Annotated in this window: 21 protein-coding genes; 5 read left to right on the top strand and 16 right to left on the bottom strand. The window is 57.9% G+C overall.

The window, feature by feature from the left end:
• Positions 1-5 precede the first annotated feature (5 nt).
• The 4 genes from GOW16_RS21385 (at position 6) to GOW16_RS21370 (ending at position 3,577) form a co-directional block, all read left to right on the top strand.
• On the top strand, positions 6-1,409 hold the full coding sequence (locus GOW16_RS21385) for a PepSY-associated TM helix domain-containing protein (protein WP_170419422.1): 1,404 nt from the start codon (positions 6-8) through the stop codon (positions 1,407-1,409).
• 105 nt (positions 1,410-1,514) lie between these two features.
• On the top strand, positions 1,515-2,378 hold the full coding sequence (argB, locus tag GOW16_RS21380; protein ID WP_170419420.1) for an acetylglutamate kinase: 864 nt from the start codon (positions 1,515-1,517) through the stop codon (positions 2,376-2,378).
• 18 nt (positions 2,379-2,396) lie between these two features.
• Positions 2,397-3,083, top strand: coding sequence for a ferredoxin (locus tag GOW16_RS21375; RefSeq protein ID WP_170419418.1), 687 nt, complete (start codon positions 2,397-2,399; stop codon positions 3,081-3,083).
• On the top strand, positions 3,080-3,577 hold the full coding sequence (locus GOW16_RS21370; protein ID WP_170419417.1) for a SixA phosphatase family protein: 498 nt from the start codon (positions 3,080-3,082) through the stop codon (positions 3,575-3,577). Before GOW16_RS21375 ends, GOW16_RS21370 begins: the two co-directional genes overlap by 4 nt.
• 48 nt (positions 3,578-3,625) lie before the next feature.
• On the opposite strand, the gene GOW16_RS21365 is transcribed toward GOW16_RS21370, so the two are convergent.
• From GOW16_RS21365 to GOW16_RS21320, 10 genes are all read right to left on the bottom strand, one after another.
• Positions 3,626-4,417 carry an amino acid ABC transporter ATP-binding protein gene (locus tag GOW16_RS21365; RefSeq protein WP_302478108.1) on the bottom strand — a complete coding sequence of 264 codons (792 nt, stop codon included), beginning with the start codon at positions 4,415-4,417 and terminating at the stop codon, positions 3,626-3,628.
• Positions 4,418-4,429: 12 nt separating this feature from the next.
• On the bottom strand, positions 4,430-5,734 hold the full coding sequence (locus GOW16_RS21360; protein WP_170419415.1) for an amino acid ABC transporter permease: 1,305 nt from the start codon (positions 5,732-5,734) through the stop codon (positions 4,430-4,432).
• Between the two features lies 1 nt (position 5,735).
• Positions 5,736-7,004, bottom strand: coding sequence for an amino acid ABC transporter permease (locus GOW16_RS21355; RefSeq protein WP_170419413.1), 1,269 nt, complete (start codon positions 7,002-7,004; stop codon positions 5,736-5,738).
• A 128-nt stretch (positions 7,005-7,132) separates the two neighbouring features.
• Positions 7,133-8,149 carry an amino acid ABC transporter substrate-binding protein gene (locus tag GOW16_RS21350; protein WP_170419411.1) on the bottom strand — a complete coding sequence of 339 codons (1,017 nt, stop codon included), beginning with the start codon at positions 8,147-8,149 and terminating at the stop codon, positions 7,133-7,135.
• Positions 8,150-8,356: 207 nt separating this feature from the next.
• On the bottom strand, positions 8,357-9,064 hold the full coding sequence (locus GOW16_RS21345) for an ATP12 family chaperone protein (RefSeq protein WP_170419409.1): 708 nt from the start codon (positions 9,062-9,064) through the stop codon (positions 8,357-8,359).
• A gap of 4 nt (positions 9,065-9,068) precedes the next feature.
• Complete coding sequence (locus tag GOW16_RS21340; protein ID WP_170419407.1) at positions 9,069-9,740, bottom strand: HAD-IA family hydrolase; 672 nt, start codon at positions 9,738-9,740, stop codon at positions 9,069-9,071.
• The gene (locus tag GOW16_RS21335; RefSeq protein ID WP_170419405.1) at positions 9,737-10,780 is read right to left on the bottom strand and encodes an RluA family pseudouridine synthase; all 1,044 of its coding nucleotides are present in this window, start codon (positions 10,778-10,780) and stop codon (positions 9,737-9,739) included. Before GOW16_RS21335 ends, GOW16_RS21340 begins: the two co-directional genes overlap by 4 nt.
• Positions 10,781-10,909: 129 nt before the next feature.
• Complete coding sequence (locus GOW16_RS21330; RefSeq protein ID WP_170419403.1) at positions 10,910-11,716, bottom strand: crotonase/enoyl-CoA hydratase family protein; 807 nt, start codon at positions 11,714-11,716, stop codon at positions 10,910-10,912.
• A 76-nt stretch (positions 11,717-11,792) separates the two neighbouring features.
• Complete coding sequence (locus GOW16_RS21325) at positions 11,793-13,103, bottom strand: replication-associated recombination protein A (RefSeq protein WP_170419401.1); 1,311 nt, start codon at positions 13,101-13,103, stop codon at positions 11,793-11,795.
• A gap of 4 nt (positions 13,104-13,107) precedes the next feature.
• Entirely contained in the window at positions 13,108-14,493 is a 1,386-nt protein-coding gene (locus GOW16_RS21320) for a trypsin-like peptidase domain-containing protein (RefSeq protein WP_170419399.1), read from the bottom strand.
• Positions 14,494-14,637: 144 nt separating this feature from the next.
• On the opposite strand from GOW16_RS21320, the gene GOW16_RS21315 reads away from it, so the two are divergent.
• Positions 14,638-15,618, top strand: coding sequence for a TAXI family TRAP transporter solute-binding subunit (locus GOW16_RS21315; protein ID WP_170419397.1), 981 nt, complete (start codon positions 14,638-14,640; stop codon positions 15,616-15,618).
• A 75-nt stretch (positions 15,619-15,693) separates the two neighbouring features.
• Here the strand turns inward: GOW16_RS21315 and rplQ are convergent, their stop codons facing one another.
• The 6 genes from rplQ to secY form a co-directional block, all read right to left on the bottom strand.
• Positions 15,694-16,116, bottom strand: a complete 423-nt coding sequence (gene rplQ / locus GOW16_RS21310) for a 50S ribosomal protein L17 (RefSeq protein WP_170419395.1) — start codon at positions 16,114-16,116, stop codon at positions 15,694-15,696.
• Positions 16,117-16,234: 118 nt separating this feature from the next.
• A complete protein-coding gene (locus GOW16_RS21305; protein WP_113791474.1) occupies positions 16,235-17,251 on the bottom strand; it encodes a DNA-directed RNA polymerase subunit alpha in 1,017 nt (338 codons plus the stop codon).
• 115 nt (positions 17,252-17,366) lie between these two features.
• Entirely contained in the window at positions 17,367-17,756 is a 390-nt protein-coding gene (gene rpsK / locus GOW16_RS21300) for a 30S ribosomal protein S11 (RefSeq protein ID WP_008757289.1), read from the bottom strand.
• A gap of 15 nt (positions 17,757-17,771) precedes the next feature.
• Entirely contained in the window at positions 17,772-18,140 is a 369-nt protein-coding gene (rpsM, locus tag GOW16_RS21295; RefSeq protein ID WP_170419393.1) for a 30S ribosomal protein S13, read from the bottom strand.
• Between the two features lie 200 nt (positions 18,141-18,340).
• Positions 18,341-19,009, bottom strand: coding sequence for an adenylate kinase (locus tag GOW16_RS21290; protein ID WP_170419391.1), 669 nt, complete (start codon positions 19,007-19,009; stop codon positions 18,341-18,343).
• Positions 19,006-20,370 (bottom strand): preprotein translocase subunit SecY, encoded by a 1,365-nt coding sequence (gene secY / locus GOW16_RS21285; protein WP_170419389.1) that lies wholly within the window; start codon positions 20,368-20,370, stop codon positions 19,006-19,008. The genes GOW16_RS21290 and secY overlap by 4 nt, the downstream gene beginning before the upstream one ends.
• Positions 20,371-20,422: the final 52 nt, after the last annotated feature.

Here is a 20,422-nt window from a genome sequence, read left to right as displayed (position 1 = left end):
CAAGAATGGCACTGAACAGCCAAAATCTGGGGGAAACCCCGGCGCAAAACACTACTGCGCAAAAATTCTATTTCGCCGCCTGGCGGTGGCATTTCTATGCAGGGATATTCGTCATCCCGTTTCTGATCATTTTAGCCGTCACAGGGCTGATGATGATGTTCATCACCCAGTTTGACGGTCGCGACGGCGAAAAAATCGTTGTAGGTGTCCACGGGCAATCGCAACCCGCCTCCCAACAAGCGCTTATCGCGCTGGAAGAAGTTCCGGGCACTGTTGTTGAGTGGATCGGTCCGAAGGCCGCCGATCTGGCAACCGTCTTCCGCATCAAAACCGAAGAGGGTCAGCGTCTTGTGGCCGTCGACCCCTATGCAGGGGAAGTTTTGACCGTATGGAACCGGCGCGCGGGTTGGTACGATTTAGCCGACAACATCCACTCAACCCTAATGATCGGCACGACCGGAGACCGTATCCTTGAAATCGCAGCGGGGCTCAGCCTGCTGCTGGTCTTAACGGGCCTGTATATGTGGTGGCCGCGTGGTAATGCCCTGGCCGCAATTGTACCCAATTTGCGTGTTCGCGGTCGCGCCTTGTGGAAATCGCTGCACGCTGTGATCGGATTCTGGATGTCCGGGTTGCTGGTGGTCTTCTTAATCTCAGGCTTGTCCTGGGCCGGTGTTTGGGGCGGGATGATCGTCCAGCCATGGAGCAGTTTCCCTGCCGAGAAATGGGATAACGTTCCGTTGTCCGACGATATCCATGCCAGCATGAACCACGGGCACCAAAACGACGTACCCTGGGCGCTGGAGCAAACGCCAATGCCCGCTTCTGGGTCCAAGGCCGGTATCGACGGTATTCCCCAAGGCACTCCCGTAGGCATCGATGCACTTGTGGCGCTTGGGACCGCACTGGACATGACCGGACGCTTTCGCGTTGCCTATCCCAGTGGCGAGGATGGTGTCTGGACCCTGAACCGGGACAGCATGAGCAGCGACTCAACCAACCCGATAAATGACCGCACCGTTCATGTGGACCAGTACACCGGCAAGATTCTGGCGGATGTCAGGTATGAGGATTACTCGTTGATGGGAAAATCCATGGCCGTTGGCATCCCGTTTCACATGGGGCTGATGGGCACATGGAACTTTATCCTGAATCTGGTGTTCTGCCTGTCGGTCATCTTTGTCTGCGTGTCGGGTGTTGTGATGTGGGTCAAACGTCGGCCTCAGGGGGTCGTGCGTCTGGCTGCGCCGTCGATGCCTACTGAACTGCCTTTGTGGAAGGGGGCTATCCTGATTGGGTTGTTCACCGCGATGGCCTTCCCGTTGGTGGGCCTGACCTTGATTGCGGTACTTGCTTTTGACCTGCTGGTGGTTAGCAACATCCCGGCGATGAAACGCGCGATAAGCTGACACGCAAGGAGCCGCACCGGGGCAACTGGTGCGGCCCTATACGCGATCCGGTCTTGGCAGAGCTTCACAAAGGCCCTAACACGGGTTCCCAGAGGGACTGCAGCCATGAAGACACGAGACATGAACCGGGACTGGATCGCCACCGCCGCAACGCTGAACAGCGCACTGCCTTACCTGCAACGCTACGACGGCGCGATTGTCGTCATCAAACTTGGCGGCCACGCCATGGGCAGCGACGAGGCAATGGAAAGCTTTGCCCGCGACGTCGTCCTGATGCGTCAGGTTGGGGTAAACCCGGTCATCGTGCACGGCGGTGGTCCGATGATCAACGCGATGCTGGACAAGCTGGATATCCAATCTGAGTTTGTGAATGGCAAGCGTGTCACCGACAAAGCAACCGTTGAAGTGGTCGAGATGGTTCTGTCCGGTCTCGTGAACAAGCGCATCGTGCAGGCGATCAACGGCCAGGGCGGCTCGGCCGTGGGCCTGTCGGGCAAGGACGCGCAACTGATGATTTGTGATCAGACCGATGAATCTCTGGGTTTTGTCGGAAGTCCGGCAGAGATGAACCCGAAGATCCTGCATGACCTGTTTGCACATGACGTTATTCCGGTGATTGCTCCTCTGGGTGCAGGCCGGGATGGAGAAACCTTCAACGTCAACGGCGATACTGCCGCAGGCGCTATTGCATCCGCGCTAAAGGCCGATCGCCTGCTTCTGCTCACGGATGTCTCGGGCGTCAAGAACGCCGCCGGGGATGTCGTGACCGAGCTGAAGGCCGGTCAGATCCGCGAGATGACACTGGACGGTACAATTGCGGGTGGCATGATCCCGAAGACCGAAACGGCGCTGGACGCATTGCATAGCGGGGTTCGCGCCGTCGTTATCCTGGACGGGCGCGCGCCAAACGCCGTCTTGCTTGAGCTTTATACCGAACACGGTGCCGGATCGCTGATCCGACCGGACTAAGCCATTGGCGGAGGAGACATGACAGAACGCCTTTCCCCCTCCTCTAACCCGGCGGCGCTTACCTATGCTGAAATCGAACAGGCTGCACGGGACGTTGGCCTGATCATCATGGGGGCGCTGCACCCCCGCATTGCTGACGCAAAGCAATTGGAAGGCGGCACGCTGGTCCTGTTAGGTGCAGGGGCCGCGTTCTGGCCAGCTTTGAAATCCTCACCTGAATGGCAGAGCGACGATCCGGTTGACCGTTGGTCGTCGCGTGTGATCGGACAAATGGCGCAGGACCTGTCGGCCCAGGCTCACTTTCCATTTGGCGGCCCGCCCTATGCGCCGTTTATCGACTGGGCTTTGAAATCTGGCCGCACCTTCAGCAGCCCGGTGGGTGCTTTGGTGCACGACGAGGTTGGGATGATGATCTCTTTCCGCGGTGCTCTGCATTTCGCCGACGAGTTTGCAGTACCGAAGGCATCTGACCCGTCCCCCTGCTCAATATGTGCAGCACCCTGTACCCAAGCCTGCCCGGTCGGAGCGCTGAACAGTCAGACGTTTTATGATGTAGAGGCCTGCCACGGCTACCTTGCCACGCCCGAAGGGCAAACTTGTTTGGCCGGTGGTTGCCTTGCACGGCTATCCTGCCCCCTCAGCGTTGGCGCAGGACGTGACCCGGAACAATCGGCCCACCACATGAGAGCGTTTCACCCGTCATGACACGCACCCTGATCCTGACGCGCCATGCGAAATCCAGTTGGGATAGCCCGACACTCTCTGATCATGATCGCCCACTGAATAGACGGGGACGCAAATCAGCCCCCGCAATTGCAGCCTGGCTGCGAGAAAGCGGTTGGTTACCGGATGAGGTGCTTAGTTCAAGCTCTGCCCGCACACGGGAAACCTGGGATCTGATGGGGTTGCCAGCCGAAAAACTTAGCTTTCTGCGAACGCTTTATCATGCGGATCCCGAAGATATGCTGGCCGAACTGACAGGCGCAACAGAGCAATCAGTTCTGATGCTGGGCCACAATCCCGGTATTGCCGGTTTCGCGAGCCTCCTCGTCAAAAGACCACCTGATCACGCCCGGTTCTACGATTACCCCACCTGCGCAACGACGGTACTCAGGTTCGAAATTGAAAGCTGGGCAGACCTCAAGTGGCGCAGCGGCGATGTACTGGGGTTTGCCATTCCACGCGAGTTGCTGGAATAGAAAAAGGCGAGGCCAAAGCCCCGCCTTTCTTTAGGTATCTGATCCGGCTTAGTGCCCCAGAATCTGGCTGAGGAACAACTTGGTCCGCTCGGATTGTGGGTTGTTGAAGAACTCTTCCGGTTCGTTCTGTTCCACGATCTGACCGGCATCCATGAAGATCACGCGGTTGGCAACCTGACGAGCAAAGCCCATCTCGTGCGTGACGCACAGCATAGTCATGCCTTCCTCGGCCAGCTCGATCATGGTGTCGAGCACCTCTTTGATCATCTCGGGGTCCAACGCCGATGTCGGCTCGTCAAACAACATGATCCGAGGCATCATGCAGAGCGAGCGGGCAATCGCCACACGCTGCTGCTGACCACCCGAAAGCTGACCGGGATACTTGTCGGCCTGTTCAGGAATCTTCACCTTTTCCAGGAAGTGCATCGCGCGCTCTTCGGCCTCTTTCTTGGGCGTCTTGCGCACCCAGATCGGGGCCAGCGTGCAGTTTTCCAGAATGCTTAGATGCGGAAACAGGTTGAAGTGCTGGAACACCATACCAACCTCAGACCGGATCTTGTCGATGTTCTTGAGGTCATTCGACAGCTCGGTTCCGTCCACAACGATCTTGCCCTGCTGGTGTTCCTCCAGCGCGTTCAGGCAGCGGATCAAGGTGGACTTGCCCGACCCCGACGGCCCCGCGATTACGATCCGCTCGCCCTGGTTGACGGTCAGATTGATGTCGCGCAGCACATGGAAGGACCCGTACCACTTGTTCATGTTGGTGATTTCGATGGCGACCTCGTCGCTCACCTGCATTTTGGAGCGGTCGATTTCGCGTTCAATTGCAAGTTCAGACATGTGTTGAACTCCTTAACGGTGGCCAGTCTGAAGCTTGCGCTCCAGGTACATGGAATAACGGGACATGGAGAAGCAGACGACGAAGAACAGCGCCGCGATGAACGCGAACAGTTCCCAGTAGATGCCGTTCCAGGCGGTGTCGGCACGGATGGCGGATGCCAGTCCGATCACGTCGAACAGCCCGATGATCGACACCAGTGTCGTATCCTTGAATATCCCGATGAATGTGCTCACGATGCCCGGAATTGAGATTTTCAGGGCTTGCGGCATGATGATCAGTCGCTGAGCTTGCCAGTAGTTCAGGCCGAGACTGTCGGCACCTTCATACTGACCCCGTGGCAGAGCAGCCAGACCACCCCGGATCACCTCGGCCATATAGGCAGCCGAGAACAGAGTCATCATGATCATCACCCGCAGGATGATGTCAAAGTTGGTGCCCGGTGGCAGGAACAGGTTCAGCAGCAGCGAGGCCACAAACAAAAGGGTGATCAGAGGTACGCCGCGGATGAACTCGATAAAGCCCACGCACAGGTACTTGACGATCAACAGGTCGGACTGACGGCCAAGCGCCAGCACGATTCCAATCGGCAACGAGACACCGATGGCCACAACACCCAGCAAGATCGCCAGCATGAAGCCACCGAATTGACGGCTTTGTACGGCCTCGATGCCAATTGGCAGAATCGAGTCCAGGGCACCGACGAAATAGCTCGACAGAACCAGCCACCAGATGATTGATGCGGCGATACCCAGGACGATCCCGAACAGGCCGCTCAGCTGTTTGCTGACTATGGTGTAGACACCCCAGCCGACAACAAAACCCAACGCCGCCGCAATCGGCCCCCAAATGGTGCCGCCCCACATCAGGAATGGCATCAGGAACGGATAGAGTGCAGTAACGATCAGCATCTTGGTCGGCACACGATCCGAGTACAGCACCGGAGCCAGCGCGACCAACAACAGGATCAATGCCAGGATTGGACGCCAGTACAGATGGCTTGGGTAGAACCCAAACAACAGCTGCAACCAGCGGTCGTTGATCACCGCCCAACAGGCGTGGCCGTGGGTTGAACCCCAGGTGGCAATCATGATCTCACGGCATTCGTTCAGTGAGTTGGCGTTCCAGACGGACTGGAACGTCCATGGTAGAACGCCCGACAATACGTACCAGATCGCATAGAGCGAAAGCACGGTCAGGATCGAGTTGAACCAGCCAGAAAACAGGTTGTGCCTGATCCAGCCAACTATTCCAACCTCGGACGCGGGTGGCGCCTGTTCTGGCAACATCTCCGTGCGGACAAATGAAACATCACTCATATTACCGCTCCACCAGTTTGACACGGTTGTTGTACCAGTTCATCACCGCCGAAATGCTCAGCGAGATCGTCAGGTAGACCAGCATCAGCAGCAGAACACATTCCAGCTCGCGGCCGGTCTGGTTCATGGTGATGCCACCCAAAGTCCCCGTGATGTCCATATATCCGACCGCGATCGCCAGTGACGAGTTCTTGGTCAGGTTCAGATAGTTCGAGATCATCGGCGGGATGATGACCCGCAGCGCCTGAGGCAAGATCACCAGACGCATGGTGCGACCCGGGCGCAGACCCAGCGCAGATGCGGCTTCAGTCTGACCCTTGGATATCGCAAGGATACCCGCGCGCACGATCTCGGCGATGAAGGCCGCCGTATAGAGCGACAAAGCCAACCACAGTGCGATCAGCGAGTTGCGCATATGGGTACCACCCTTGAAGTTGAAACCCTTCAATTCAGGGTATCCAAGGTGAAAGCCCAGCGCGACCAGCAGGATGATCATCGGAACGAACAGGATACCCAACTGGATGTGCCAGATTTTCGGGCGATCGCCGGTAGACTCTTGCGTCGCTGCGGCCCAGGCCGACACTTTGCGCATGGCAAAGATACTGCCACCCAGCACAATCAAAAACGCGATCAGATCCAGCGAGATATCGAACCGAATGCTGGATGTACCGAACAGATGAATGTCGCCCAGACTGCGCGAGAACAGGAATTCGGGAATATAAACTCCGCGATTGGTCACTGCGACCGTGTCAAAAAAGTTCATCGACGCGGTTGCGTCCTCGCCCCGGAACGCTCTTGGCGCGGGCAGGCTTTCGATCAGGATGGCCATGGCCAGTACGATCCAAAGCAAGACAGGCACGTTACGGAACATCTCGACGTAGACGGTCATGATCCGCGCGACCAGCCAGTTATTGGACAGACGCAGAACGCCAACAAAAACGCCGACTATTGTCGCCGTGATACACCCAAGGACCGCGACGACCAGCGTGTTCAACAATCCGATGAATGCGGCGCGTAGATGGCTGTCACGAGAGGTGTATTCCAGCAGACGCTGGTTGATGTCATAGCTTGCCGGTTCGCCGAAAAAGCCGAACTCGACCGGTTTTCCCAGACCTTCAAGGTTTTGGATGGTATTCGAAATAATCCAGGCTGCCAGAAGCATGAAACCAATCAATGCAATGACCTGGATGGTCGCTGATCGGTACCGCGTATCGTAAAGGAGCATGGACAGCCGGAACTGCTCCTTCGGCGGGTCAGTGAGAGTCGTCATGACCTATGTATATCCCCGTGCATCCCGATATTTTGCCGGCAAAGTTGGTCTTCGCTCAATCCATTCGGGAGTGTTTCTTAGTTCATGGAAAAAGGGCGCAGGTTGCCCTGCGCCCTTTTCCGTGGATTTTAGCGGAACGGCGGCGAGTATAGCAGACCACCATCGGTCCACTGGGCGTTCAGGCCGCGCGCAAGACCGATCGGAGTTTCTTCACCGATGTTCTTGGCAAACACTTCGCCATAGTTACCACCCGCTTTGATTGCGTTCGCTGCCCAGTCTGCATTCAGACCCAGCATCTCACCCAGAGTACCTTCGGTACCCAGCAGACGGTTTACTTCCGGATTGTCGGTGCCAGCGCTCAGCTCGTCGATATTTGCCGAGGTCACGCCCAGCTCTTCAGCCGAGACCAGCGCGTTCAGAGTCCAGCGGACAATGTCGCCCCACTCGTTGTCGCCATGACGGACCAGCGGGCCCAGCGGCTCTTTCGAGATGATTTCGGGCAGCAGGACGTGGTCGCCGGGGTTTTCGAACGTGGCGCGGGTTGCAGCCAGGCCCGATGCGTCGGTGGTGTAGACGTCACATGCGCCAGCCAGATACTGCTGCTGCGCTTCGGCGTTGGTTTCGATCGGAACCGGCTCGTAGCTGATGTTGTTGGCACGGAAGAAATCGGCCAGGTTCAGCTCGGTGGTGGTGCCGGTCTGGATGCAGACAGTAGCGCCGTCCAGTTCCTTGGCCGAGCTTACGCCCAGCGCCTTGGGAACCATGAAGCCTTGACCGTCATAGTAGTTGACGCCAGCGAACTCGAACTTCAGATCAACATCGCGGCTGAAGGTCCACGTGGTGTTACGGGCCAGCATGTCGATCTCGCCCGAAGCCAGCGCGGTAAAGCGTGTCTTACCGGTGGTCGGCACGAACTCAACAGCGTTGGAATCGCCCAGAACGGCTGCGGCTACGGCACGGCAGACGGCAACGTCAAAACCTTGCCAATCGCCATTCGCGTCGGGCAGCGAGAAGCCTGCCAGTCCCGAGGATACGCCACAGTTCAGTTTGCCGCGCGCCTTGACGTCGTCAACGGTGCCCGCCGCAGCTGCACCAGCAGCCAGACCGGCAATAGTTGCCGCGCCCAAGATTACGGATTTTTTCATTTTTACCTCTTCCTGATTTTCCGCCCCTGTCCGGGACGGCTCTGTCCGGCACCTCTGGCACCAGAAAGGTTTCCCCAAAGGTGTCTCCCCTTTAGTGGGCATGAGTTTGCTCGCATTCATAAACAAACGTCAAGGGCCGGATCAGCGAAAACGATGAGTCAACTCTGCGATGACCGTATCTGTAACAAAAATTGGTGCGGAATAGGCTCAGATAGAGATTTCAATGAACCGTTTAGCGTGTAGAAACGCAGCTTTCTTAATCTCAGCGGCCGCATGCGCCTCGTCATCGTGGCCCCATTGCTCGATTTGCCAGGTCTCGTCGAGCCTTGAAATCTCCCAGATTTCCTCGGCGGGGCGCCAGTTCAAAGCGGCGGCAAATCCCAGCACCAGCGAACCCGACAGGCTGACCAGATCATGGAAAGCAGCAAGCTGGAAGTCGTTGAAATCGTGAACACGGCCTCGCAGTGCGTCGAGTGCTGAAACAGACTGTGGCTGATGCAGCACACCAATCACCGGAACCAATCGCGCGGCCAGGGTTTCAGCGGCCCAATCCAAGGCCGGGTCCCATCGATCGGCTTGCCGTTGTTGCAACGCCTGCGGGTGGGTCGCCCGATAACACAGCAAATCCGAATCGCCGTAGTCGGCCAGCATATTTGCAACCTCGGCGTGCTGATGGTGCACTTTGTCGATGGCCGCATTTGCAGACCGGGTAAACGGCATCTGGGTCGGATCAACCTCTTTTTCCTGCGCGTCCCACTCGGCCGCGACCGCATCAGCCATAGCGCGTGTCGGCAAAATCAACCCGGCCTTGGCCGGAGTTTTAACCCGGCGACCGTCGAGTTCGACTGTGTATCCATCTTCTGCTTGGACAACCGTCGCTGCGGTCCAAAATCGCTTGGGCTTCCACTCGCTCATGTCTTCAGGTCCAGATGTCATCCAGCGCACGGGGCAGCTGGTCAAATGTTTCGATTATGCAGGTCGCGCCGTTCAGGGCGGATCGGTCGTGATAGCCCCAGGATACGCCGATCCCCTTCACCCCGGCGGCCCGCGCCATATCCATGTCAAACCGGGTGTCGCCAATCATCACTGTATCCGCGGCATCAACCCCGGTTTCAAACCTGGCGGTGTCAATCATCGACGGATGAGGTTTTGACGGATGATGGTCCGCAACCTGTCGGGTGACGAAATAGCGTTCCAGATCGTGCGCTTCGATCAAAGCGTCCAGACCGCGCTGCGATTTTCCGGTTGCCACACCCAGCAGCACTTCGGGGACGGCATGCAGAGCTTCGATCACATCCCGCGCCCCGGGGTAAAGCGGTGAACTTGCTGCACCGTGTGCCAGACGATTTGCGTGATAGGCCTGTTTGTAGCCCTCAACCAAGTTTTGCTGAACCGCGTCGCTCTGGTCGGACGCGAGCCGCGCCAGAGCAACGGGCAGGGACAGACCGACGATGGACAAAATCGCCTTGCGATCGGGAACCGGCAGGGACAGCGCCTGAAAACTGGCGGTCATCGAAGCGACGATGGTACCTTGGCTATCGACAAGGGTTCCGTCCACGTCGAATAGCACCAAACGCAAGGGTGCGCTCATTGCAGTTCCTCGAACGGATCATCAGCGGCCAGATCTTCGGTCCAACCGAAGGTGTCCCAGCTGTGCTTCATATGCTCAGGCAGCGGTGCTTTTACAGTGATCGTCTTGCGCGTGACCGGATGCTGGAACGAGGCTTGCCGCGCGTGCAGGTGCAGTTTCTTGCTGATGATTCCGCCCAATTGCGCGCCCCAACCATCACCCAGATTTTCCTGACCTGAGCCACCGTATTTACCATCCCCGACGATTGGATGCCCGATCGCCGCCATATGCGCCCGCAATTGATGTGTACGACCTGTGATCGGCTCCATCGCCACCCACGAGGCGCGCCCGGCCACCCGGTACAGCGTGGCATAGAGCGTGTGCGCTCGCTTCGCGCCCGGGGTTTCGTCAATTTCGTTCAGGTACACCGGGACCATCTTTTCGCCTTCGCCATGCTTGCCATGACCCGGCGCTTTGACCAACCCGGTCTTGATCTCGCCCAGATAAGGCGTCGGTACACCAGCCACGAGTGCCCAGTAAATCTTGCGGGTATCGCGGTGGCGGAACGCAGCTGTCAGCCCTTTCGCGGCTTCGCGCGTGCGCGCCATCAACAGGACGCCAGACGTGTCCTTGTCTAGGCGGTGCACGAGGCGCGGGTTTTCGTCATAGCCAAAACGCAGCGCCTCGGACAGGCCATCGACATGGCGGGTCTGGCCGCTGCCGCCCTGAACCGGCAGGCCCTGTGGCTTATTCAGAGCCAGAACATGATCGTCGCGATAGATCACGCAGGACTGGATCATCTTGGTGTCCGCGTCCGAGATCCGACGCTTGACTTCGGCAGGTTTGAAATCAGCTTCCGGCAGAGGCGGAACCCGCACGACCTGACCGGCCTCAAGCCGGGTCGAGGCCTTGACCCGTCCGCCTTCCACACGCACTTCACCCTTGCGGCACATTTTTTCGATGCGGCCCTGACTGACATGCGGGAACAGGCGGCGCATCCAACGATCCAGACGCTGGTCGCCGTCACCTTCTGCCACGGTGATCATCTGTACGCCGCTCATGCCGACATCTCCTGCGTCGCGCTGGTTGTCCGCGCGGTAAGCATATCTGTAAGTGCCCAAGAAAACATGCGCGTCTGTCGCGCGCCGCAACGCAAGAGTCAAGCCGGGACAGCGCTGAGCCTTCACCGGTCAGATGTTTGAGAAATCCCCATGTCGACCGACACCGTCACGGAAACGCCCTGCGCCTGCAGTACCTTCGCGTCGGATTGCATCCAGACCGTTAGTCCATTCCACCTTCAGCGCGTCGCGCACTGGCATGCCCCGCGTCTCGATGATTGAACGGCGATCGGCGCGCACGGCCTCCTGCGGGAAACCGGCAATTTCATGCGCCATAGCTTCGGCGGCGCCACGCGCCTCACCATGCGGAACGATCTTTTCGGCCAGACCGATGCGATAGCATTCCTCGGCTTCGACCTTGCGCCCCGTCAGGGCAATTTCCAACGCCTTGCCCTGCCCGACCAAACGCGGCAGTCGCACGGTTCCCCCATCCATCAACGTGACGCCCCATCGGCGACAAAAGACACCCTGATAGGCGGTCTCGGCCATCACCCGGATGTCGCACCAAAGCGCAAGTTCCATCCCGCCAGCCACAGCTGCACCTTCGATCGCCCCGATGACAGGTTTGGACAACTCCAACCGCGACGGCCCCATCGGGCCCAGCGTCGAAGGGGCCGAGCCAATGGGAAACGCGTGTTTCTCGTAGTAAGGCTCACCCAATTCCGGATCGGACAGGGTCGAAGCCATTTTAAGGTCCCATCCGGCGCAGAAGTTGCCACCCTTGCCCCAGAACACAGCGACCTTGGCCGGGCTTTGTTCAAACTCCAGAAACGCGGCTACCATTGCCTCGGCGTGCTCGCTGTCTACCGCGTTGCGAACGCCCGACCTGTCGAGGATGATGGTCCAAACGTCATCTGTCTTGTCGATTGAAACGGACATGAGTTTCCTCCCTCGAATCTCAATACCCAAGGGAAACCCGTTTTATCCGCTCTGTCGCCTGTGACGCAGCGGCGTTCTAACCGTTCCTTTGTGCCCGAAGTTTCGCGAAATAGTCCAAGCGCTTTTTCAACTCGCGCTCAAACCCGCGTTCCACCGGTTGATACAGAACCGGTCGTTTCATGCCATCGGGAAAGTAGTTCTGGCCGGAAAATCCATCTTCGGCATCATGGTCATAGGCATAGCCCGCTCCATATCCCTGATCTTTCATCAATGACGTAGGCGCATTCAGGATATGTTTGGGCGGCGGCTCGCTGCCAGACTGTTTGGCCAACCGCATGGCGGCTTTAAATCCGACATAGGAACCATTCGATTTGGGAGCTAAAGCCAGATAGACCAAAGCCTGCGCCAGGGCCAATTCACCTTCGGGGCTGCCCAAGCGTTCGTAAGTTTCCCACGCGTGCAGACATGTCGTTTGCGCCTGAGGATCGGCGAGACCGATATCTTCGACCGCCATCCGCGTGATCCGCCGCGCCAGATATCTTGGGTCTTCACCCCCTGTCAGCATTCGCGCAAACCAATAAAGCGCCGCATCCGGATCAGATCCGCGTACTGACTTATGCAGCGCCGAGATCAGATTGTAATGTTCGTCCCCGGACTTGTCGTACTTGGCCGCACGACGCATTAGCCGCGTGGACAATGCATCAGGGTCCAGCGGCGCATCCACAGCCCACGCTGCGACCTGTTCGATCAGGTTCAAAAGCGCGCGCCCGTCGCCATCCGCCATCTCTTGCAGAGCTTCGCGCGCTGTGCCTGTCAGCGGCAGGGCACGGGTCAGCTCTTTCTCAGCGCGCTGTGTCAGGCGTTCAAGATCAGCCAGACTGAGCCGCTCCAGCACCAGAACCTGCGCGCGGCTGAGCACAGCGGCGTTGAGTTCAAAGGAAGGATTCTCGGTCGTGGCCCCGACCAGCAGGATCGTCCCATCCTCCATATGTGGAAGGAACCCGTCCTGTTGCGCCTTGTTGAAGCGGTGGATCTCGTCAACAAACAGCAGTGTGCCCTGCCCGTTCTGCCAGCGGATTTTAGCGGCCTCGAACACTTTTTTAAGGTCTGGCACGCCGGTGAAAATCGCGCTGATCTGAACGAAATGCAGGTCCGTTTCCTGCGCCAGCAGGCGTGCGATAGTGGTTTTCCCAACACCTGGCGGCCCCCAGAAAACTAAACTGGACAAACTGCCCGAGGCTAACATGACCCCCAGCGGAGCGTCCGGTCCCAAAACCTGCTCTTGTCCGATAACGTCAGCCAACGACTGCGGGCGCAACCGATCCGCCAATGGGCGGTGCGGGTTTGGTGCAGGCTCGGCTGCCCCTGTATCGAACAGGTCACTCATGCGGTCACAGCCGGAAACGCAGGGAAATCTGTTGCCCGCCGCGCAGCACATTCAGGTTCACGCGACGTCCGGGATCCGTTAAGGCCCGCACGACGTCCTGCGGGTGCTTGATATCCGCACCATTGATGCTCTGCACCACGTCACCGGAACGCAGTCCGGAACGTCCGCCATAACGATTCGAGTCTACAACAACCACACCGGTTTGCGTCAGTAGCAACCCAAACCGGGCAATCACGGCTGGGTTGACGCGTGCCACCTTCAACCCCGGCATCACGGTTTCATCGTTTAGGACGGTTTCATCAGCTGGTGGCGTTTCCGGGACTTTGATCAGGGCAACCTCAACATTTGCGCTGTCCTCGCCCCGCAAACGGGTCAGGATCGATGTGCCCCCGACACCGGCCACGGACATGCGGAATTTCATCTCGGCCGGTGAGTTCACCTCATCGCCATCCACATGGGTTATCACATCGCCAACGCGCAGACCAGCTTCGGCAAGCGGGCTGAGGTCATGCAGGTTGGCGATGACTACACCCATCGGAATGACCAGACCAAGCGATTCAGCTATATCGGCGCTCATGTGTTGACCCGTCACGCCTGCCCACGGGCTGACAAAACTGTCATTCCCAGCCTTCGCCTGACGCAGAAACTCAGCAACCAGATTAGCCGGAATCGCAAACCCGATACCGTTAGACCCACCGGACCGCGTCAGGATCGAAGTGTTAATGCCGATCAGATCGCCATTCACGTCGATCAGCGCCCCCCCGGAGTTGCCCGGATTGATCGCCGCATCGGTTTGAATGAAATACCCACGCGCATTGCCCGTGGCCGTACCCGTCCGCGCCAGACCCGATATGATGCCCGACGACACCGTCTGGCCCACTCCGAATGGGTTTCCGATTGCCAGAGTCAATTCACCGACTTCGACGTGATCCGAATCCCGAAGTGACAGGAAAGGGAGGTTTTCGGCCGCATCCAATCTGAGAATTGCGATATCGCTTTCCTTGTCGCCCAGCACGACCTGCGCCGAGAACTCGCGCCGGTCCGTGGTTACGACGCGTATTTCGGTAGCCGTACCGACAACGTGATAGTTGGAAACCACATAACCATCCGCCGTCAAGATGACACCAGAGCCTAACGAGTTCTGTACCCGCTGACGCGGCTCGCCAAATCCGCGGCCAAAGAAATCCTTAAAGAAGGGGTCCGAGAAAAACGGGTTGGCGCGCCCCTCACGGACAATCTTAGCGTAAATGTTCACGACCGCCGGGGCCGCCTGTTTGACGACCGGTGCAAAGCCAAGGCTAATTTCCGCTTGCGATTGGGGCACTTTCGTTTCGGCGCTTGCCGAGACGGCAAAGGCCGCCAGCAACATGGAACAGAGAACTTTCCGCATGGTGTATCCGTCGTTTTTCCGCTCTCCGGATATGCGAGGCCTATGGTCGGATTGCAAGCGTGTCGATGCGCGTCGCGCGTTGACTTGAGGCTGCTACCCGGGGAATGTCGGCCCGAAATAGTTTACAGCAATCGAAGAACTCCTTTGAAACGGCTCACTTTGAAAAAGCTATCTTGCGCTCGTTTGTCCTCATTCGCTCTGATCACTCTCTTTTGGTCGATTGCACCAGCCGCTCATGCTGCGGACACCAAGCTGACCATGGGGACCGGAGGGAAAGGCGGTTACTATTTCAAAGTCGGTGATCTGCTATGCAAGTCCTTCGTCAAGGATACAGACGGTTACAAATGCAGTGCCCGTGCCACGGATGGAGCGCGCGAAAACCTGCCAAAACTGCGCCGCGGAAAGTTTGATATCGTCGTCGCGAGATCCGATTGGGCTCAAAACGCGCTGGATGGATCGGGCGCATTCAAAAATGACGGGCCGGACACTTCGCTACGCTCATTATTTTCAATTCACAGTGAAGCCCTTACCGTTATTGCGCGCGAAGGATCAGGGATAGCGTCGCTCAAGGATCTGAGTGGAAAACGTGTTCAGCTGGGAGGATCGGCTTCCCGCTTGGTCCGAGAACTTCCCTACGAGGGAAGCTGGGATACCTCCGCATTTCGCACGTTCCGAAACGGTGACCTGAACAAACAGCGAAAGTTTCTGTGTTCCGGCAACATTGACGCCGTTGTCAGCATCGTCGGCTACCCGTCAGGCTGGGTTCAAAAGACCGCCCAGACCTGCCCGATTAAACTGGTTGCTGTATCAGGGCGCGAGATTGATCGCCTGATCGCCGGTTCCAGGACGGTCAGCAAAGCGACAATTCCTGCGAACGTGTATAAAGGCGTGACGTCACCGACCAAGACCTTTGGCTACAAGGCCACCCTGCTAAGCAGCGCCAACGTGCCTGAAGGCGACGTCTATGCATTCGTAAAGTCCACGTTTGAAAACCTGCCCCAATTAGCGCGTCGGTACCCAGCTTTGAACGGGTTGAAACCAGCAAGCATGATCAAAGATGGCCTGCCCGCACCACTGCATCCGGGCGCAGCTCGTTATTATCGGGAACGGGGCTGGTTGAAATAGGAGGCGGCGAGCTTAGCCCAAAAGAAAACCCCCGCGTCCAGGACGCAGGGGTTTAAATCAGAAAGCCGGGCTTTCTTATTCTTCGTCAGCGGCCTCTTCGGCTGCAACGCGGGCTTTGTCGGCCGCGCCTTTGGCGTCCAGATCACGGTCAACGAATTCGATGATCGCCATCGGAGCCATGTCGCCATAGCGGAAGCCAGCTTTCAGGATGCGGACATAACCGCCCTGACGCTCGGCATAGCGGGGGCCAAGAACTTCGAACAGCTTTGCGACGTCTTTGTCTTCTTTCAGCTGAGCTGCGGCCTGACGGCGGGCGTGCAGGTCGCCGCGCTTGCCCAAAGTGACCAGCTTTTCGATGATCGGGCGCAGTTCTTTTGCCTTGGGCAGGGTTGTTTTGATTTGCTCATGCTCGATGAGCGAGCCAGCCATGTTTGCAAACAGAGCCTTGCGGTGCTCATGAGTACGGTTCAGGCGGCGGTAACCACGTGCGTGACGCATTTTTCAATTCCTATCTTGCGTTTTGCTTTGTCTGGCCGGCGATGCGTGTCACCGGCTCTCCTTGGGGCGGAAGTGCCCGTATTGTCCCCGGAAAGCCCGGGCATTGGGGAAGACGCGCTTAGAACGCGTCTTCGAATTTCTTCGCCAGATCTTCAATGTTGTCGGGCGGCCAATCCTCGACATCCATGCCAAGGTGCAGACCCATGCCGGACAGCACTTCTTTGATCTCGTTCAGCGACTTGCGGCCGAAGTTCGGGGTGCGCAGCATCTCGGCTTCGGTCTTCTGGATCAGGTCGCCGATGTAGACGATGTTGTCGTTCTTCAGGCAGTTTGCCGAACGGACCGACAGTTCCAGCTCGTCCACTTTCTTCAGCAACAGCGGGTTGAACTCCAGACCATCGTCTTCGTCCTGACGACCAGCCGCTTCGGGCTCGTCGAAGTTGACGAAGATCGACAGCTGGTCCTGCAGAATACGTGCGGCGAACGCCAGCGCGTCTTCCGGGGTGATCGAACCGTCGGTTTCGATCTTCAGGGTCAGCTTGTCATAGTCCAGAACCTGACCTTCACGAGTCGGCTGAACGTCATAGGCAACCTTTTTGACCGGCGAATAGATCGCATCGATCGGAATCAGGCCGATGGGCGCGTCTTCCGGCTTGTTCTTTTCAGCCGAGACGTAACCCTTACCGGTGTTGACGGTCAGTTCCATGAACAGGTCGGCGCCATCGTCCAGGTGGCAGATGACGTGATCGCGGTTCAGAACCTCGATACCGGCGCTTTCGCTGATGTCACCAGCGGTGACAACTGCGGGGCCTTTGGCATTGATCGACAGCCGCTTGGGGCCTTCGACTTCCATGCGCAGGGCAACCTGCTTGAGGTTCAGGATAATGTCGGTGACGTCTTCGCGCACGCCAGCGACGCTCGAGAACTCGTGCAGGACGTTGTCGATCTGAACGCTGGTGATGGCCGCACCTTGCAGGCTGCTCATCAGAACGCGGCGCAGCGCGTTGCCCAGAGTCAGACCAAAGCCACGCTCGAGCGGCTCGGCAACCAGAGTTGCCTGACGTGCGGGATCGTTGCCCGGCTTGCCTTCCAGCTGGGTCGGCTTGATCAATTCTGCCCAATTCTTATGGATCATGTAATCCCTCCATTCCTGTCCGCGCCCCATGACCAACAAGGTGCAGACGCCCGAGGTTTAAAATGACGTGCTGGGGCCGTGCAAAAGACACAGCCCCAGCTCAATTCAAAATCGCTTAGACGCGGCGACGCTTCGGTGGGCGGCAGCCATTGTGAGCAATCGGAGTCACGTCGCGGATCGACGTGATGTTGAAGCCCACTGCAGCCAGCGCACGCAGAGCCGATTCACGACCCGAACCGGGGCCCTGAACTTCGACTTCCAGCGTCTTGACGCCATGTTCCTGCGCCTTTTTGCCTGCGTCTTCTGCAGCCATCTGAGCGGCGTAGGGTGTCGATTTCCGCGATCCTTTGAAGCCCATGGTACCGGCAGACGACCACGAGATGGCGTTGCCCTGTACGTCCGAGATCAGGATCTTGGTGTTGTTGAAGGTCGAGTTCACATGGGCAACGCCCGATGCGATGTTCTTACGCTCTTTGCGCTTAACGCGAGTCTTATCACGTGCCATCAGTCAGACCCTCCCTTATTTCTTCTTACCAGCAATGGCCTTTGCGGGGCCTTTGCGAGTACGAGCGTTGGTGTGGGTGCGCTGACCGCGAACCGGCAGGTTGCGGCGGTGACGCAGACCGCGGTAGCAGCCCAGGTCCATCAAGCGCTTGACGTTCATCTGAACTTCACGGCGCAGGTCACCTTCGACAGTGAAGTTTGCGTCGATATGTTCGCGGATGGCCAGAACTTCGGCGTCGGACAGTTCATTAACGCGACGAGTCGCTTCGATGCCAACGGCTTCGCAGATTGCTTTGGCCGAGGTGTTTCCGATACCGGTGATATATGTGAGGGCGATTGGTACCCGCTTTGCAGTCGGGATGTTTACGCCGGCAATACGTGCCACGTGTCACTTTCCTTTTTTGTTGCGGTTCCGTAACTCCGGAACCTTTTTTCACAACACTTGACCGTGGCAGTGACGCCAGAGGGTCCAGTATTATTCGAGGTGGTCGGGGCAGTTGGGACGAATCCCGCATGCGATCGTGATTCCCATAGGGATGTGGGTCGATATGGGCTTTTACCGCTTAGGTCAAGAGCAGAATTGGATCAGCCGTTGCCGACGTAGTCACCACCATCCAGGACCTGAGAAATTTCCCCCCGAACGGCGTCAATCTCACCCAAACCATCAACCCAGGACAAGTTACCCTTGGCATAGTAATAGCCGATCAGCATCGAGGTCTTTTTGTAGTATTCCATAAGACGGGTTTTGAGGCTTTCCTCATTGTCATCCGCGCGGCGCTTGAAATCGTTTTCCTTGCCGCAATTGGTGCATTTACCATCCGCCGGGATCGGTTTGGTGATGTCATTGTAGACTTCGCCGCAACCGCCGCAGGTCGACCGGGCTGTGATCCGCGCCACCAAAGCGTCATCGTTGACTTCCATCGCGATGACGGCGTCCAGCGTTTCGCCGGTGCTTTCGAGCAATTCACCCAGTGCATCGGCTTGCGCCAGTGTGCGGGGGAAACCGTCAAAGATGAAACCACCTTCGGCACCCTGTTCCAGCTTTTCGCGGATCAGGCCGATGACGATCTCATCGGTAACCAGTTCGCCCTTGGCCATCACCTCGGCCACGCGGTTGCCCATTTCGGTGCCACTGTCCTTGGCCTCGCGCAACATGTCGCCGGTGCTCAGTTGCACCATGCCGCGTGTCTCAACCAGGTGGCGCGCTTGCGTTCCTTTACCCGCACCCGGCGGGCCCAACAAAATGATGTTCATCGACGAGCGGGTCCCTTCCTGCCGCGTTTCTTGCTTTTACCGCGCAGCTGGGACTTTTCGATCAGCCCTTCGTATTGATGCGCCAGCAGATGGCTCTGGACTTGCTGGATGGTGTCCATAGTCACAGAGACGATAATCAGAACCGACGTGCCGCCAAAGTAGAACGGGATAGCGAACTGGTTCCGCAGAATTTCAGGCAGCAGACAGACAGCCGCCAGATAAGCCGAGCCCAGAACCAGCACGCGGTTGACCACGTATTCCAGATACTCGGCGGTTTTCTTGCCGGGGCGAATACCGGGCACAAAACCGTTCTGCTTTTTCAGGTTGTCCGCAACATCATCCGGTTTGAACGACACGTTGAACGTATAGAAATAGGCAAAGAACACGATCATCGAGGCGAAAAACAGCAGGTACAGCGGTTGTCCGGGGCCAAAGTTGGCCAGCAGCCACGACATCACCGGCCCGTTGGTCGCACCCGACGAGAAGGTAGAGATCGTCACCGGCAGCAGCAACAGCGAGCTTGCAAAGATCGCCGGAATAACGCCAGCTGGGTTAACCTTGACCGGCAGGTGGCTCGAGCCGCCTTCGTACACTTTCATACCGGCCTGACGGCGTGGGTACTGAATGTGGATCTTACGCAGAGCCCGTTCCATAAACACCACGAAAGTGATGACCGCGATGACCATGACGATCACACCGATGATCACGGCTGGGCTGATTGCGCCCGAACGACCCGACGCAAAGAACTGCGCCAATGCGGCCGGAACCTCGGCGATGATGCCGACGAAGATGATCAGAGAGATGCCGTTACCGATGCCGCGCGCAGTGATCTGTTCACCCAGCCACATCAGGAACATGGTACCGCCAACCAGAGTGATCATGGTCGACATACGGAAGAACATGCCCGGATCGGTCGCCAGATCGCCCGATTCCAGCGAAACGGCCAGACCATAAGCCTGAACGGTGGCCAGAGCCACGGTGCCGAAACGGGTATACTGGTTGATCTTCTTGCGGCCCTGCTCGCCCTCTTTCTTGAGTTGTTCGAGCGCGGGAACCATCGATGTCAGCAGCTGCACGATGATCGAGGCCGAAATGTAAGGCATGATGCCGAGGGCAAAGATACCCATCCGCCCCAGCGCCCCGCCGGTGAACATCGAAACCATGCCGCCGATGCCCTGCCCCGCCTGCTCCATGAACTCGCGCAATGCTTGGCCGTCGATGCCCGGAACCGGAATGAAGGTGCCCAGACGATAGACGATCAGCAATGCAAGCGTGAACAGGATGCGGTTGCGCAGATCGGTGGCTTTACCAAGGGCAGACCAGCTTGTGTTGGCTGCCATTTGTTCTGCTGCTGATACCATAAATCGGTCTCTCTTATGAAAACACCGCCCGGAACCGTTTTCCGGCTCGGGC

It is taken from the genome of Ruegeria atlantica (assembly GCF_013033965.1).
Lineage (GTDB): Bacteria > Pseudomonadota > Alphaproteobacteria > Rhodobacterales > Rhodobacteraceae > Ruegeria > Ruegeria atlantica_D.
The sequence above is the reverse complement of the archived record's forward strand: the minus strand, read 5'-3'. Positions and strand labels throughout refer to the sequence as shown.

Excerpts from the sequence above, each read along its gene's own strand:
- GOW16_RS21385 (WP_170419422.1), top strand. The coding sequence starts at position 6 with ATGGCACTGAACAGCCAAAATCTGGGGGAAACCCCGGCGCAAAACACT.
- argB (WP_170419420.1), top strand. The coding sequence starts at position 1,515 with ATGAAGACACGAGACATGAACCGGGACTGGATCGCCACCGCCGCAACG.
- GOW16_RS21375 (WP_170419418.1), top strand. The coding sequence starts at position 2,397 with ATGACAGAACGCCTTTCCCCCTCCTCTAACCCGGCGGCGCTTACCTAT.
- GOW16_RS21370 (WP_170419417.1), top strand. The coding sequence starts at position 3,080 with ATGACACGCACCCTGATCCTGACGCGCCATGCGAAATCCAGTTGGGAT.
- GOW16_RS21365 (WP_302478108.1), bottom strand. The coding sequence starts at position 4,417 with ATGTCTGAACTTGCAATTGAACGCGAAATCGACCGCTCCAAAATGCAG.
- GOW16_RS21360 (WP_170419415.1), bottom strand. The coding sequence starts at position 5,734 with ATGAGTGATGTTTCATTTGTCCGCACGGAGATGTTGCCAGAACAGGCG.
- GOW16_RS21355 (WP_170419413.1), bottom strand. The coding sequence starts at position 7,004 with ATGACGACTCTCACTGACCCGCCGAAGGAGCAGTTCCGGCTGTCCATG.
- GOW16_RS21350 (WP_170419411.1), bottom strand. The coding sequence starts at position 8,149 with ATGAAAAAATCCGTAATCTTGGGCGCGGCAACTATTGCCGGTCTGGCT.
- GOW16_RS21345 (WP_170419409.1), bottom strand. The coding sequence starts at position 9,064 with ATGAGCGAGTGGAAGCCCAAGCGATTTTGGACCGCAGCGACGGTTGTC.
- GOW16_RS21340 (WP_170419407.1), bottom strand. The coding sequence starts at position 9,740 with ATGAGCGCACCCTTGCGTTTGGTGCTATTCGACGTGGACGGAACCCTT.
- GOW16_RS21335 (WP_170419405.1), bottom strand. The coding sequence starts at position 10,780 with ATGAGCGGCGTACAGATGATCACCGTGGCAGAAGGTGACGGCGACCAG.
- GOW16_RS21330 (WP_170419403.1), bottom strand. The coding sequence starts at position 11,716 with ATGTCCGTTTCAATCGACAAGACAGATGACGTTTGGACCATCATCCTC.
- GOW16_RS21325 (WP_170419401.1), bottom strand. The coding sequence starts at position 13,103 with ATGAGTGACCTGTTCGATACAGGGGCAGCCGAGCCTGCACCAAACCCG.
- GOW16_RS21320 (WP_170419399.1), bottom strand. The coding sequence starts at position 14,493 with ATGCGGAAAGTTCTCTGTTCCATGTTGCTGGCGGCCTTTGCCGTCTCG.
- rplQ (WP_170419395.1), bottom strand. The coding sequence starts at position 16,116 with ATGCGTCACGCACGTGGTTACCGCCGCCTGAACCGTACTCATGAGCAC.
- GOW16_RS21305 (WP_113791474.1), bottom strand. The coding sequence starts at position 17,251 with ATGATCCATAAGAATTGGGCAGAATTGATCAAGCCGACCCAGCTGGAA.
- rpsK (WP_008757289.1), bottom strand. The coding sequence starts at position 17,756 with ATGGCACGTGATAAGACTCGCGTTAAGCGCAAAGAGCGTAAGAACATC.
- GOW16_RS21290 (WP_170419391.1), bottom strand. The coding sequence starts at position 19,009 with ATGAACATCATTTTGTTGGGCCCGCCGGGTGCGGGTAAAGGAACGCAA.
- secY (WP_170419389.1), bottom strand. The coding sequence starts at position 20,370 with ATGGTATCAGCAGCAGAACAAATGGCAGCCAACACAAGCTGGTCTGCC.